This is a genomic window from Streptococcus sp. FDAARGOS_192, from assembly GCF_002073815.2.
Lineage (GTDB): Bacteria > Bacillota > Bacilli > Lactobacillales > Streptococcaceae > Streptococcus > Streptococcus salivarius_H.
Genome location: NZ_CP020431.2, coordinates 534,135 through 549,198, shown reverse-complemented (window position 1 = coordinate 549,198; position 15,064 = coordinate 534,135). Strand labels below are relative to the sequence as shown.

General features: G+C 39.6%; 13 protein-coding genes. All 13 read right to left on the bottom strand.

Going from position 1 to position 15,064, the window contains the following annotated elements:
• A complete protein-coding gene (locus A6J31_RS03700; protein WP_003097027.1) occupies window positions 1-189 on the bottom strand; it encodes a DNA-directed RNA polymerase subunit beta in 189 nt (62 codons plus the stop codon).
• 1 nt (window position 190) lies between these two features.
• Complete coding sequence (gene murA / locus A6J31_RS03695) at window positions 191-1,462, bottom strand: UDP-N-acetylglucosamine 1-carboxyvinyltransferase (protein WP_013990685.1); 1,272 nt, start codon at window positions 1,460-1,462, stop codon at window positions 191-193.
• A 67-nt stretch (window positions 1,463-1,529) separates the two neighbouring features.
• Window positions 1,530-1,766, bottom strand: coding sequence for a DUF1146 family protein (locus tag A6J31_RS03690; protein WP_080610470.1), 237 nt, complete (start codon window positions 1,764-1,766; stop codon window positions 1,530-1,532).
• 191 nt (window positions 1,767-1,957) lie between these two features.
• The gene (galE, locus tag A6J31_RS03685; protein WP_080610469.1) at window positions 1,958-2,971 is read right to left on the bottom strand and encodes a UDP-glucose 4-epimerase GalE; all 1,014 of its coding nucleotides are present in this window, start codon (window positions 2,969-2,971) and stop codon (window positions 1,958-1,960) included.
• A gap of 14 nt (window positions 2,972-2,985) precedes the next feature.
• Complete coding sequence (locus tag A6J31_RS03680) at window positions 2,986-4,407, bottom strand: DUF4832 domain-containing protein (protein WP_080610468.1); 1,422 nt, start codon at window positions 4,405-4,407, stop codon at window positions 2,986-2,988.
• Window positions 4,400-5,071, bottom strand: a complete 672-nt coding sequence (locus A6J31_RS03675) for a DUF4956 domain-containing protein (protein ID WP_002883515.1) — start codon at window positions 5,069-5,071, stop codon at window positions 4,400-4,402. Before A6J31_RS03675 ends, A6J31_RS03680 begins: the two co-directional genes overlap by 8 nt.
• A 48-nt stretch (window positions 5,072-5,119) precedes the next feature.
• Complete coding sequence (locus A6J31_RS03670; RefSeq protein ID WP_002883511.1) at window positions 5,120-5,848, bottom strand: polyphosphate polymerase domain-containing protein; 729 nt, start codon at window positions 5,846-5,848, stop codon at window positions 5,120-5,122.
• Window positions 5,838-7,604, bottom strand: coding sequence for a CotH kinase family protein (locus A6J31_RS03665; protein ID WP_041826666.1), 1,767 nt, complete (start codon window positions 7,602-7,604; stop codon window positions 5,838-5,840). Before A6J31_RS03665 ends, A6J31_RS03670 begins: the two co-directional genes overlap by 11 nt.
• Entirely contained in the window at window positions 7,601-9,052 is a 1,452-nt protein-coding gene (pelG, locus tag A6J31_RS03660; protein ID WP_080610467.1) for an exopolysaccharide Pel transporter PelG, read from the bottom strand. The genes A6J31_RS03665 and pelG overlap by 4 nt, the downstream gene beginning before the upstream one ends.
• The gene (pelF, locus tag A6J31_RS03655) at window positions 9,052-10,458 is read right to left on the bottom strand and encodes a GT4 family glycosyltransferase PelF (RefSeq protein WP_192573928.1); all 1,407 of its coding nucleotides are present in this window, start codon (window positions 10,456-10,458) and stop codon (window positions 9,052-9,054) included. Before pelF ends, pelG begins: the two co-directional genes overlap by 1 nt.
• A gap of 22 nt (window positions 10,459-10,480) precedes the next feature.
• A complete protein-coding gene (locus A6J31_RS03650) occupies window positions 10,481-12,307 on the bottom strand; it encodes a DUF2194 domain-containing protein (protein ID WP_080610465.1) in 1,827 nt (608 codons plus the stop codon).
• On the bottom strand, window positions 12,304-13,221 hold the full coding sequence (locus A6J31_RS03645) for a hypothetical protein (RefSeq protein WP_021144278.1): 918 nt from the start codon (window positions 13,219-13,221) through the stop codon (window positions 12,304-12,306). Before A6J31_RS03645 ends, A6J31_RS03650 begins: the two co-directional genes overlap by 4 nt.
• Complete coding sequence (locus A6J31_RS03640) at window positions 13,218-14,990, bottom strand: DUF4118 domain-containing protein (protein WP_080610464.1); 1,773 nt, start codon at window positions 14,988-14,990, stop codon at window positions 13,218-13,220. Before A6J31_RS03640 ends, A6J31_RS03645 begins: the two co-directional genes overlap by 4 nt.
• Between the last annotated feature and the right edge of the window lie 74 nt (window positions 14,991-15,064).

Below are 15,064 nucleotides of genomic sequence, written 5' to 3'. Positions count from 1 at the left end.
TTATTTTCCTGTAAATTTAGCAACAATTGCCTGCCAAGTTTCTGGTTTTAAGATGCTAATCGGATCCTTGCCTTCTCCTAAAACAGCATAGCCAATCATCAAACCGATAGCTAGAAAAGCAAGGCCAATCACACACACACTTAAAACAAGTAATAATTGACGAAAAACATAGCCTTTACCAGTTTCCATACTAAGCCTCACTTACACGTGAAATATTTGCTCCTAGTTTAGCTAGTTTCTCATGGAATTGATAGTAACCACGATCCAAGTGTGTTAATTTACCAACAGTCGTTGTTCCTTCAGCTACCATTCCTGTAAGAATAAGTGCTGCCGAAGCTCGAAGGTCAGTAGACATAACTTGAGCACCTTGAAGTGGCAAACCACCGTGAATCATAGCCGTATCACGAAGAATTTCTGAATGAAGTCCCATACGACGCATTTCTTCCAAGTGTTGGAAGCGATTCTCAAAAACAGTTTCAATCATGGTTGATTCACCGTTTACCACTGCCATAAGTGCTGTAAATTGAGCCTGCATGTCAGTTGGGAAACCTGGGTGAGGTAGAGTTTTAACGGTTACTGGTTTCAATTGAGAAACATCAGATTTAACACGAATGCCGCCTTCTTCTTCCTTAACATCGACACCCATTTCCAATAATTTTGAAATCAAAGGACGGTTATGTTCCCAGATAGCATCTTTGATGAGGACATCTCCAGAAGTCATGGCTGCTGCTACCATAAAGGTACCTGCTTCAATACGGTCCTGAACAACTGCATGTTTAGTACCATGGAGAGCTTTAACACCTTTAATCACGAGCGTTTCAGTTCCAGCACCTTTGACGTCTGCTCCCATCTCGTTAAGAAGAAGGGCCAAGTCAACAATTTCTGGTTCACGCGCAGCATTTTCAATGGTTGTAACACCATCAGCTAAAGTTGCTGCCATCATAAGGTTTTGAGTGGCACCAACAGATGGGAAGTCCATATAAATCGTTGCACCTTTAAGGTTTTCTGCTGTCGCAGTAATGTCACCACCAACTTGAGTAATTTTAGCACCCATTGCTTCTAAACCTTTGAGGTGGAGGTCGATTGGACGACTACCAATCGTACAACCGCCAGGCATTGAGACCTTAGCGTGACCATTACGAGCAAGAATAGGTCCAAGAACTACGATTGACGCACGCATCTTGCTAACATACTCGTATGGTGCTTGATCGAGAATTTCTCCACTAGCATCAACGACAACGGTATTGTTTTCCTCGTCAAAGTCCACAGCAATATCTAAACCACGAACAACATTATTCATCGTGTAAACATCTGACAAGATTGGAACATTAGTTAAGGTTGTTTGACCTTCCGAGGCCAAGATAGTCGCCGCCAACAAAGGAAGGACAGCGTTTTTAGCACCTTCAATGACAACCTCACCACTTAATCGAGTGTTGCCACCCTGCACAATAATTTTATCCATAAGGATTCCTTTCAAGGGTCATTTTCATCTTTTTGTATTATATCAAAAGTCTTTTAAAATCACTAATTTAAGAAATCGAGCTGACCATATTCTGTCCAAAAGCTAAAACCGACAGAATAAAGGAACTGATAAGGTAGCCTAAGGCAATACTGATAAAGAGCAAAAAGAGTTTCAATTTCCCAGTATTTTCAATCGGATTTTTGATAATCTTCGCCCAATCAAAGAGGCTAATCAGCATTTGGTAGCTCAATCCTATAAATACAAGGTGACTCGCCAAAGTGACGAATTGATTAATAATAGTCATAATTTCATTATACCATAGAAAGCTAAGCTAAAACATAAAAAGAGGGTGAGACAGTTCTAAATCTGTAATCATTTAGTGACTGCTTCCACTCCTCTTCTCTTTATTTTTGAAGCTACTAGATTAGGGATAGTTTAAAATAATCTAGTGCTTATCTTACACTCTCTAGGAACTGATAATTTGAGTTATGCTACTTAGTCTTCATAACCGTTTGGGTTAGTCGTTTGCCAACGCCAAGAATCTCTAACCATTTCTTTCAAGGTCTTCTTAGCTTCCCAGCCAAGGACTTCTTTGGCCTTTTCAGGAGAGGCATAGCAAGTAGCAATATCACCAGCACGACGTCCTTGAATACGGTATGGGATAGCAACTTTGTTTTCAGCTTCGAAAGTCTTAACGAGATCCAAAACGCTATAACCATGTCCAGTACCCAAGTTGAAAATCTCAGCACCTTTATGACTCAAATTATATTTGACAGCAGCCAAGTGACCTGAGGCCAAGTCAAGAACGTGAATGTAGTCACGCACACCTGTACCATCTGGAGTTGGATAATCATCTCCAAAGACGTTAAGCTCAGGCAGTTTACCGATAGCTACTTGGGTAATATATGGCATAAGGTTGTTTGGAATACCGTTTGGCAATTCCCCAATCAAACCACTTTCATGAGCACCGATAGGATTGAAATAACGAAGATTTGTGACAGACCATGACGGATCTGATGCAGCTACGTCTGTAAGAATTTGTTCCATCATCAACTTAGTATAACCGTATGGGTTAATCGCTGACGTTGGCATATCTTCGGTCATTGGAGAAGGGTTATTGGTACCGTAAACTGTTGCACTTGAACTGAAGACGATGTTTTTAACATCATATTCCTTCATTTTTTCAAGGAGAGTAATGGTACCACTGATGTTGTTCTTATAATATTTCAAAGGTTTTTGAACAGATTCACCCACTGCCTTAAAGGCCGCAAAGTGAATAACTAGCTCAATATCTTCATTTGTGAAAACCTTATCCAAAAAATCAGTATCTAAAATGGAGCCTTGATAAAATGGAAATTTTTTACCCGTAATTTTTTCCAAACGTTCAAGTACCGCTGGCGAACTATTTGAAAAGTCGTCAACTAAGACTACATCGAAACCTGCGCTAAGGAGTTCAACGGTTGTGTGGCTACCGATATAGCCAGCTCCTCCTGTAATTAAAATAGACATTTATTTTTCCTTTCTTACTTGCCAGTGCCTTTTTGATCCTTTTGAATCGTTGCTAATTTAGGCATGACTTCTCCTTCAAAACCTTTCATGGCAAAATGAACCGAAGGCTCTTGTGTCATTGGAGATAGAATTCCTAGCTTCACTTGATAGTTCTGATCTTTAGAATAGGCGAAACTTGCCTTAAGTTCAGTTGTTTGATCAGGAAGCAATTCAGACAAACGACAATCAAGTTGTTGGGCTTGAAGAACCTTGCCATTAGCATTACACAAGTATAATACCACAGGCCAATCCCCATATAAAGGGGCAACCCCAGAATTTTCCAAATTAAAGGTAACATCAACCTTGTTCTCTCCTTTGGAGATTGCCAAACCTGACACCCAGAGGCGATAGCCCATGTTCTTCAAGAGTTCCTTATAAGCAGCTTGCCCGTCACCAATATCTTCAGCAACCTTGGGACCCAAGAAGGTCAAATGAGCAGCCTTAGCTTCTTCAGTAAGCTCATCTAAGTTATTACCAAGCAAAGTAGACATAGACTGTGAACTTGTTAATTCACCACCGATAGGAGCCTTTTCCCAAGCCTTAGGCATGGCTTTCAAGGCTGCTTGCTCTTGAGTTTGATCGTATGAGCCACCATTTTGAATCCAATTTAACCAGGTTTTAGTTGCTGATTTGTCTCCAAAGACATCATTGTAGATTCCAAAATCACCTTCCAAACCTGTATCAAAAGGTCTTCTCATAAGAATCTTCGCTTTAGGAAAGGCTGGTTGAAACGGTGCAATATAGTCCTTACGAACTTCTTTTCGTGGCAATTGGCGAATGCCAGCATCTGAGTGAACATGCCACTCACCCCAGTGTCCTAAGCCACCAAGTTCGATGTAGGCGATAAAATCATCATTGCCCCAACGCTGTCCCATAGCAGTAACAGCTTCTTTATAGTATTTTCTAAGCAGTTTATTTTGGTAATTTGGTGAAAATCCTTTACCGTAGGATGTGTTATAAGCATCCCCAAGGTCAGAAATTTCATTTCCCAACCAGTCAGGGATATCCTTATGACTTGATTTGCCAGGGTAATCTAGCAAGAAACGTAAGACGACCTGCTTGCCTTCTTTCTTCCATCGTTTGAACTGGTTACTTTCTTCAATTGTTTCCCAGTTATAGTGGCCTTTTTTAGGTTCTAATTCTTTCCATGTGATATCAACATAGACAAGATGAACATCTTCAGAAACTGTTTTTTCTTCCGCTGAAGGGACATAACCCATGAGCGGATTCCCAAAACTCTTGTCTGAAAGCGTATATTCAAACTTGGTACCTGTATTTCTGGTATTCAAATACACAAAAATAGCATAAAGACCACTCGTAATGATGATTAGACAGATGACGAGCCAAAGTTTCTTCTTTCGACTACTCCAACTCTTCTTCTCACGTTTACTAGCCATGGTATTCGCCGTTGTATTGGATTAGCGTAAGGTCTTTGACACCTTCGATAGATTTAATGTTTTCAACGAAGGTAAGGTCGTTATTTTTCACAAAGACTTCAATAGCCATCTCAACACTGTCTTTTCTCATAGTTTCAGACTTGATAAAGTGTTTGATGCGACCAAGTTCTTGAATAACTTTGTCACCTGTGTGCTCACCATCATAGTGAACCACAGCGATATACACCTTACCAGTCTCTTGCAAGCGGCTAAAGACAATAAGCATCAGTAGGATAACAAGGGACGTTACAACGGCTAGGACATACATACCTGCCCCTACCGTAATCCCTGAGGTAATTGCCCAGAACAGATAGAGCAAGTCCATAGGATCCTTAACAGCGGTACGGTAACGGACGATAGAGAGGGCACCGACCATACCAAGTGAGATAACGATGTTTGAACTGATTGCCAGTGTTACCATTGATGTGAGCAAGGTCATACCGACCAAGGTCATGGCAAAACTGCGTGAATAAATAACGCCTGTAAAGAAATGCTGGTAAACCTTATAGATAAAGGCTCCAATCAACAAGGCAAGTAGCAAGACGATAACAATACGAAACGGCGACTGCGTCGCATAGTTATCAGACTGCAAAATTGATTTTTTTATAAAGTCTTGAACACTCATAAACTCCCCTTCTTTTACTAAGTTCTTCCAAACTTAGCCTTTTCCTATTTATATATTCCCATCTTCCCAGTATTCAAAACCATTTAGATACTGAGATTTTTCATAAGCCAATACGTACTTAGAGACAGCCATCATGTCTGCTTTCCCTGGCAAGACACTCTGGACAATCTTTGGCAGATACTCTGTGTATTTAACTTCGAAAACCATCTTTTCTGGATCAATGACTGGAATTGTTGGTAAGTCTGGATCAAAAATATCAAAACTTCCAACCGCTACTCTGACATTTTGGTCAAAGGTTAAGCGAACTGTTCCAAAGTCATAGACCCACGGTTCTCGCTCATAGTCAACTATGGTCCGTGGACGCATCATGTTACTAACGCATTCATAGTAAAATTCCTGACAGAGAGGATATGGACTTTTTAAGAGAAAGTCATAGTCCCCATCAATAATTTTATAAAATTCTTCAACGGTTAGAGGTGCATCCTCTTTCAGAATGTAGGTATCTACTTTTTTCTTACGCTCTAGTTTGATACTATTGGTCCCGAAATTATAGATACGAATCCGATACTTCTTACGAACCAGAATACCTGCATCTTTTTCAGCATAGGCACTATTCCAATAGTCATCAAAATAAAGACTCCTAATGGTATAACCACCATTTGTCGCATGCTTATCCAATTGAATCAAATGTTTAAAACGCTCAGTCAGCAGAGCCTTTTCTGGTTCACCGATGACATATTTCAACTCATGGCGAAAGGGCTTCTCTTTAGTCTTCATAGCCATCTACCCCAATTTTTCCATCTTCAAGGACAAAGAAGCTCATGATACCAAACTGTTTAGAGTTATCACTATTGACATAGTAGTCAAAGGCACGTTGTGATTGTCCAGCTTCGTTAGTAGCAGTCACACGCACAAAGTATTGTCCCTTAGGCAAGGTGTCTGTTTCAGCACTTAGAGTCTTGAGACCAGATTTTTCAAAGACCTTGTCTTTAAATTCGTAGTCTTTAGCTAACTCGACTGTGTAAGTCAATTTGCTGTTATTGAAATCGTAAGAGGCACCCCAACTTAATTTCAATTTGTTATTGGCCACTTCCGGCTTATTAATAAAGAATGGTTGTGGTTTTTCAAGACTTGTTTTGTAAATCTTGTAGTTGTTCTCCAACTCATTTGGCAAATCTGCCAAGATCTTGTCGTAATTATCAGGTGTGGTCTTAGCATGCATTTGGTCAGGCATCTTAGCTAGGTAAGGTTTAATGACTGCTGCGTATTCATTACTCATAGAAGTAATCTTATCACCAGTGATTGTCTTACGTAGCTCATCCATCTTCTCATCTAGTCCCTTACGGAACTCTTTTGATTTGAGCAAACGTTGGAAAAGTTGGTTACCCCAATAGTTGCTGACACCGACTTCCCAGCTATTAGCTTGGTCGCTGTCCTTACTTACCAAACGACGTTCATTCTTCATCAAGATACTATCGTTATCCCAAGGAATGATGTACCATTTGGTTGAGTTTTGTGGACTATAGAGATACATGTTACGACTCTGTGTATCATCATTACCAAGCAACATCTGGAAGGCCATCCAATATTGGATATTCTCAGGATCCACATACTTGTCCATGATGGTTTCAATCTTCACTGATGGATCATTGAGCTTGGTTAGAAAATCAATAAGTTTGGTGTGATCATGACTACCTTTGATTTCCAAAAGTTTCTCGAACTTATCCTTGTCGAATTTAGGATCATCTTCTTTAACAATCGTATCTTCATAACGGAAGAATTCGAAGAAGTTTGGTTTATAAAGGTTGGCATTTTCATCCAGACCATGATCTTTCAGATAGTTTTTGTTAATCTGTTCGACTTGCGTGTAAAGACCATAATCCTCAAATTTGCCTGAAGGATTGTCAGATGTTTCATCCTTAACATAAAGATGGACAAAGCTAGTTCTAGCACCCATGAGTTGTGGAATCTCTTCCATTAGATCATAGGACAACTTATTTCTAAAGCGAAGGGCTTCAGTCTGGTGTTTGTTAAGGTTGATCGTACGTTGACCGTTCCACTCACCCTTGTTCTTTTTAATCTTGATTTTGTAGTTCTTTTGGGCGTTCTTACTTGAACTTTCCCCACGAATCTGAACACTGGCATTTGGCACGTCTTGGTCATAACCTAACTCACCAGAGACAGGACCGTCCTCGTTACCTACTTGGAGGAGCCCTGCTACTTGATATCGTTTAACATGCATTTTCTGATAATCTTCAACGGAATATTGGTTGACCTCAGACCATGAGTGATTTTGATTTTCTGTAGCATCACCTCGACGTACTGTCAGGTACATGGTCGTTACCTTTGTATGATCCTTATCATAGAGGCTCTTCTTATCTCTTAAGTGCACATTAGTGATATCTGTAGTTGCTTGTTTATCTACTTTTTTAGTTGTCACACCATTTTTTGTTTGCTCCTTGGTCCCGCATGCTGTAAAACCAAAGACCGTACAGAGCAACAAAACCGCTGCTAAACTCTTTTTCCTATTCATTTCCCCCACCTCTTTTGTATGTTTTCTAAACGCTCAGTCCATTTTTCAAAATAGCCCACGTCTTTCTTAGATACCATGGCTTGGCTTCCCAAGAAATGGTACTGAAGATCACTTGTGTATTTATCGATTTCCTGACCACTTTCAATGAAAAGAACAAGAGAAGAAATCAAGAAGGCGTAGCCTAGGAAGGCTGAGTCCAAGAACTGAGAACCAAAACTCAAAACTACTGTTAGAATAGCAAAGTGTTTGGCAAGTTTCTTAGCACCCTTATAATCTGCAAAATACATCAAAAGCAAGATATTTACATTACCAACAGCATAGAGGCCATAAGCCAGACATAGCGTTAAAAAGTACCCATGCATTTGATTGTTAAAACCAATTGGTAAGTAAGTCAAGGCCACGCTTCCGAAGAACATAATGAAAATTGTCGCTAGCAATTGTTTCCAAAAAACATATTTGAGTTCGTTACTCATGACATCCAGCATTTGAGTTTCAGCTTCCTGGATATCCGAAAGACTTCCCTCTTCATTGTAGAGGTTAAAATAACGTCGGAAATGCGGATAGAAGGAAACCTCGACAGACATAACGAAATTAAGTGTTGATACCAAAGTCGTTAAGTAGGCTAGCATGGCTGGTACATCATAGACTGGAGCTGTACGGAAGAAGCCATCAAAACTCTTACTAATTGGCCCAAACCAGTTAATAATAATATGAGCAAAGAGTGCTACCAACATGTAAAGCCCTGTCTTGGCAAGATCAGAGAATTGATCAAACCATTTCAAAAACTCAAAGGACATTTTAAGATTAGATGGGAAATAGTCATGGATAAGACGAACCATCCAAAACATCATTCCACCGTATCCCAAACAAACACTTAGGAAGATACCATACTTTTGATGTAGGAAAATACTAAGTAACCCAGAGACAATCGTCACACCAATCGCTAAAAAGAAACCTTTGATAATTTCTTTATAGGATTTAATCGCTGTCAAGTAGGTAATAACATTCCAAACGAGACAGAGCTCACCAAAGAGCAAAACTCCCATAGCCACTTCTGCTAGGCTTCGACTAGCCAAGGCAAGATAGAGAGCATAAAGCGGCGTCCCAATTATCAGCATCAAAGCACTCGACGCATAAAACGAAGGTATAATAGTCTCAAATTTCTTTTCGTAGAGCATGTCCGCAACAAAGCGGGTTACCACCAGAGAGAAGAGACTGGTAATCACGAGTGAAAAGATAATAGCGTAAGTTAAGTTTGAAAGAATATAATCACGCTCATTTTCACTGATTCCCGCTACCATTGTCAAAACAACGACACCAGCTGTAAGTAAAATCCCCAAAAGCATAGGACCGGTATAAACAATTCCAGCATAAGCGTAGGCCTTTTGTTTTGAAAAAAGGCTATCCTCGTTGTAAATTTTACGTAATTCAAATCCAATACCGGCCATTAAACAGCCACCTCCTCATATAAGCGTCGGTACTGACCGATCATTTGCGGATATTGATATATAGCTTCAACACGCTTACGCGCAATTTCACCCATTTCAAGACGTCTAGCATCATTAATCGCCATCTTCTTCATAGCTTCTGCAAGAGGCCCTGTACAAGTAGGTGGCGCACAAAATCCTGCAATCCCTAAATTGTCATCCTCACGACCTTCTAGCAATTCTCGACAACATCCGACATCTGTCGTCACACAAGGACGGCTAGCCGCCATTGATTCCAAAACAGAAAGTGGCAAACCTTCAGAAAGGCTGGTCAAAAGCGTAAAATCAATTTTCTTCATATATTCTCGAATATTAACCCGACCAGTGAATAGGAGACGATCTCCCAAGTCCATCTTATCGGCCAAGCTAAAACACTCATCCGCATATTCTTGGTCATCTATACCACCCATGATATGCAAACGAACGTTTGGTACTTGCTGAGCTAGTTCGTAGAAAGAATACAACATGGTTTTGATGTCCTTAATTGGAGCCAAACGAACCACGGCTCCGATATCAATCCAACCATCTGGTTCTTTCAAAGGAATTTGAGAAAAAGCATCATAGTCAATCCCGTTTGAAATAACCTGACATTTCTCTGGATCACAACCCATCTCGATCTGAATTTCCTTGGCCTTAGTAAAGAGGCTGGTAATTTTTTGAGCATTTTGATAAATCGCATCAGACAACATATAGAAGAATCTTACCCACTGTTGGCGCATTGTAGGTAAAACCCACTTGGCACGAAGCAATTCTTCCTCACGTTCACGTGTATAAATCCCGTGTTCAGTTAAGAAGAGAGGTTTGTCATAGGTCAAACTGCCCAAAGTTGCAAGAATACCACCATAACCTGTAGAGATTGAGTGGTAAACATCTGCTTCAGGAGGTGGACAAGATAAAATATTTAAAAGTGGAAACAGCATAGAACGGATCGTGTGAAAAACATCTGAAAAAGATAGCTGCGTGTAGCGTTCACTACAGAGATCCTTCAAGACCTGAAAAAAGGCCTCACTACTCAAGAGATCGTTAGGAACGACCTTACCATCCTGTAAAAGTTTAAACAAGACTTTCCAATCAGGTTGTTGACAAAAAACCATATCTTTAAGCGCTTGTTTTTCCTCATCTGTAAACTGATGTGGCTCTATGTCTTCTTCTTTATCTGGCACAACATAGTCCAAAAAGACTTCGTGTACCTCTACGACATTTTCAGGAAGTTCATAAACAAACTTTCCCTTTTGCTCATGCGTTGCCCCCACAACCCAAAGAACAAATTCATGCTCTTTCATTTCTGTAATATATTGATGCATCCAAGTAGAGACACCACCGTGAACATACGGATAGGACCCTTCAAGAATTAAACATATCTTCATCGGCATTTTCCCCTATTTTGCCTTATTTTAATGTGATGGTGACTGACTTATTCGTAGCCTCCAATAGGTAAAGATCACCCGTTAAATGCGTAACCTTACCATTTTTTACCTTCTTAACTTCGTTTTGATTTAAACGAACCATAAGGTAAGCATGATCATGAAAATTCTCAAGATCAATTTTTAGGGCGTCTTTGGTATATTTTTGAGAAACTTTCAAAATACCGTAACGCTGAACAGCACCTGCTAATTCTGAACCTGTTAGATTCCTGAGCGAAGGTGACATATTGTGGACCCAACTAACTTCCTTGTCCAAGGCCTTATACATCTTTGCCCAACCCAATTCTGCACCACGATCGACATCAAGAACATCATCAGGGTGAAGGAAATGGTTATTGACATAGTGCATATTCATTTCAGAAAAGACCGTCATCTGTGAGAAATCGTCCCAAACCGCACCAGAAACTGTACGTGGCTCTTCAATCATTCCATCAGGTGACACTTCAAACTCTTGCGAATAAGTGAAATCTCCTGGGAAATAGTTACTTGAGATAGCCTTGATTTCTGGGAAATCATTAACGATTACCTCTCGCCCTTCTTTTGAAAGAATATTTGATGGTGGAACGTAGACTGATTTTTGCGCTTTAGGAAAGAGTTGGTTGACAAAACGAATCAACTCAGACAGACTGGCCTTCATAGCAGCCTTATCCTTCCAAGTCTTGTAGCTGGCATACTTTTCACCATAATTAACAGATGAAGGACTCAAAGGTTGGTGGTTGTAACCATGATATCCAAGCTCACCACCATTAGCCAAAAGTGAATTTCCAAAATACTTGAAACGATCTAAATCGTTTTGTTGAACAATTTTACCATCTGTCTGGGCCTCATAGTTTTCAATGACCACACCTGTATGAACGATACCATACTTTTCGTGCAGTTTAAGAAGGTCTGGCCACCAAACATTGGTATAAAATTCAGAAACAGACATGTCGTAGTCACGTTTAACGAAACGACCATCTCCGGCTGGAACAGGTGATGGGAAATCATCTATATAATAGGTAGAACCATTGATTACTGGATAAACTGTCGCTTCAGTCAAAAGACTATAGGAAGCGGCATAAATACCACGGACGTTACGCTCATAGATTCCAAGATTGTCAACGACAAACTTCCCCTTGCCGTATGATTTTTCCCAAATCAACGGTGTATGAGAATCATCTGTTGTTTTAGCATGTACCTTAACATCACTTTCAAGTGAGACTTTTCTAGCTGACTCAAAAGGTTCTTCAATTTTATAATTGCGTCCCCCACCAATCATGAAGTCAGGATCCACGTAGATTTCCTTGACCTCATCCATCTCAAAGTTGGAATAACTCACGCCAAGATTATGATCAATGGCATCCAGATTACTTTCTTTCCCCATGGTTACTGCAAAAAGTGTTTGACCACCTTTTTCAGTCCAGTCCATGAGAGGCTGAACCTGGTCCTCCATTCGAGATAGGTCAGTGACAAGAAGAACTACTTTTTTATAGTCTGAAAGTGAATAGGACTCGTGTTTAGCCACATCGACTAACTTAGCTCCCATACGCATATCTTTTAGAATTTGCTCGAACTGTTTCCAAGCCCTTTGACTCGTCTCGTTTTCACTATCATAAAGAACCAGCGTATCTTTATCTAAATTTTTGACCACTGAGGCCGTAGATGGTACTTTTCCAGTAAGATAGGCTTCCTTACCTTGAGTTGGGTACCATTCTCCCTTCTTTTGAACAAAGAGTCCGATGGCAAGACACAAAATAAGTCCGACACCTAGCAAGGTTTCTTTGCGGATAACATTCTTTTTACCTAATTTCATGCCATCACCTCTTTTCCTTGCCAGAAGTTCAAGAGATCTTGCTTGTCCTTAGAAAGAACAACCTGTTTGCCTTGCATCTCACGAATCATGTTTTTAAATTCATCAAACTGACCAGTTTGATAGTAATATTCCAAATACAAATAATACACATCATCCGCATTTGATTTAATTGAAAGCTGTGTCAAATGCTTTTGAGCCAAATCATACAAACCAAGAGCTAGTTCATTATGGATAACTCTCACTAAGTCTTTAGCAGTCGTTCCGTGACTAAGTTTTTGCAAGAGACGTTCCTCGTACTCCTTACGAAGCAAACCTTCCATTTGTTTACTTAGAAGTTCTTTAGAGAGGTAATCTTCCATAAAATCACAATACTCGGTTAAGAGGTCAAAGTCTGCTTCACCCTTTTCAAAACGTTTCTCAAAGGCACTCAACTTCTCATCGTATTGACTTGAAATTTCAGAAATAAAGGTTGTCGCATAGTGAACAATTTCACTGTCCTCATTTAAGCGAGCCAAGTAGAGCAAATCCATAAAATGAGATGGATCATTATTAGCTAATCCCATCAATTGCTGACGAGCTTCTTTAGCTTTATTCAAATAGAGAGACTCTTCAAGAGGAACGATGTCTTCTTCAACCAATTCCTTAGGACGTTGAAAATCATCGATATTACCAAAATCAATGGTCAAATCTTTAATTTTGCCACCAACTGCTGCTTCTTGACCACGACGGTGTCTACCAGGATTTGGCTTAGAAATCATATGAATCAGACCGGCACCAAAGAAAGGTAAAGCAATTGGGAAAATCAAGTAAAAAATGGTTAAATCTGATCTGCCACTAACAATGGCTTTATAGACAAGTGCTATAGATAGGAAGTAACAAACCGTTAAAATACTAGTAATTAGGACTGGAATCATTGTGCAACCCTCCCTTGATGACTAGCTTGTTCAAGAAGTTCTGCCTTTTCAATGAAAGAACGACTCATTTTTGAAAGAACCTCAAGCTCGTTTAACACTTTAGTAGACATAGCTACAAAAGGAACAGCTTCTACCCAAATGATAAAGGTACCCTCTCCCTTGGTCTTAACTTCCATGGCATAAGCTGGACGATTCTCAAGCAATGATTTATTAGCCCAGACACGTCCATGACCGAAGGCATCTCCAACTTCTTTAAAATCTGTCAAAGATACTTGCTTCTTATCGTTATCTCCCAAAAGAAGTTCATATTGGAAAGGACCACCACCATATAGTGAAACTGGAGCATTCAAAATCTCTGAAACCAAATCAAGCGTCTGTCTGAGAACCTTCTCAACACTAGCATGATCTAAAGTCACAAAGTAAGAATAGGCTTTTCCAAGACCATCTTGACTTGCCAACAAGGCATTTTTCAGGTCTTTATTTTCATTAAGTAATGTATGGTAGGATTGATTAAGGATAAGATAGTCTTCCTTAACTGTTTCCAATTGTTTATCTAGTTGTAGCTTGTCATCTTTTTTCTTCATTTCTACAAATCCACAAACCACAGCAATAAAGATATAGGCAATAAAAGCAACCCAACGATCCGTATTGTATAGAAGCAATTGCCAGCTAGTTCCAGACAAAATTTGACTAATTGTCAAACCAATAATTGCAAGGACTGCTGAGAACAAGCCATAACCCATGCCCAAAACTGTACTAATCAAGACAACAAAGAGCAAACGTAGGTCGATCAATTGGAACTGTAACTGACCTTGAGTCATATATCGAAAGGCTTCAAAGACTAAGAAGGTCGCGACAACCGCAGCAAGTTTCTTATTTCTCTTTTGCTTAACGATATTATCTACGATATTGCGGAACTTAGAAACACGCAAAGACCCTTTTCGCTGTTTTTGATAGTCTTCGTAAATATCTGGTAAGTCACGCACCAAGGCATAACGCATAAACCAAGCGAATCGATCACGCAAATCATGGTGCTTTTCAGGATCGTTATCATATTTCCTAATTCTTCTTTCCTCTAAGAAATGAACCTGCTTGTTAGGGAAATATTTATCCAAAGCTTGCAAGAGCTCACCAAAAGTCAGTTGGAAGGGATCCGGAATAATAATACTTTCATAGATGTCATTCCATCGCTCACATAATTTGTGAAGCAAATCTCCCAAGTCAGATAGACTGATAAAAGTCGCCTGACTTTGTGATGACTCCTTCAACTCCACCTGCTCATGATCGTCTAAACGTACAAACAGTTTATATAGATAATCTTCTTTATTAATGACTGAATAAAGAAAGGGACTATGCAGAACTTTAAGGTTGACCCCAAATTCTCGAGTCCAAGATAATAAGGTATCCTTAGTTGTCGTCTGTAAGCTTCGTTTCCCATCCTCAAGGACAGGACCTGTAATGTAAAGTAAACGTTTGTTTTTTCTATCTTTAAGACACTCTAACAATCTGATGAGATTTTCAATCTCCCCTGAACTTTCATGTCCATAATTGAGATATTCCGAAAAATAGATGATTTGATCATAATCATGAAAATCAAAAACATCTTCTAATTGATTGTTCTCATAATGTTTGGTATATACGGTGATTTTATTCTTACGAGAGTTCTTTACACCTGTATGACCAAAAATAAAAACTGCTTGATTAGGAAACGTTTTCAAAATGAAATCGTTTGTTAATCCAGCAGTATTACCAAGTATCAAAATATTCATAAACTTCTCCCCACTTTTAAGAGTGTCCCCTTAACTACACTCTCTACCCATTCTAATCATTAGTCTCAAGTATT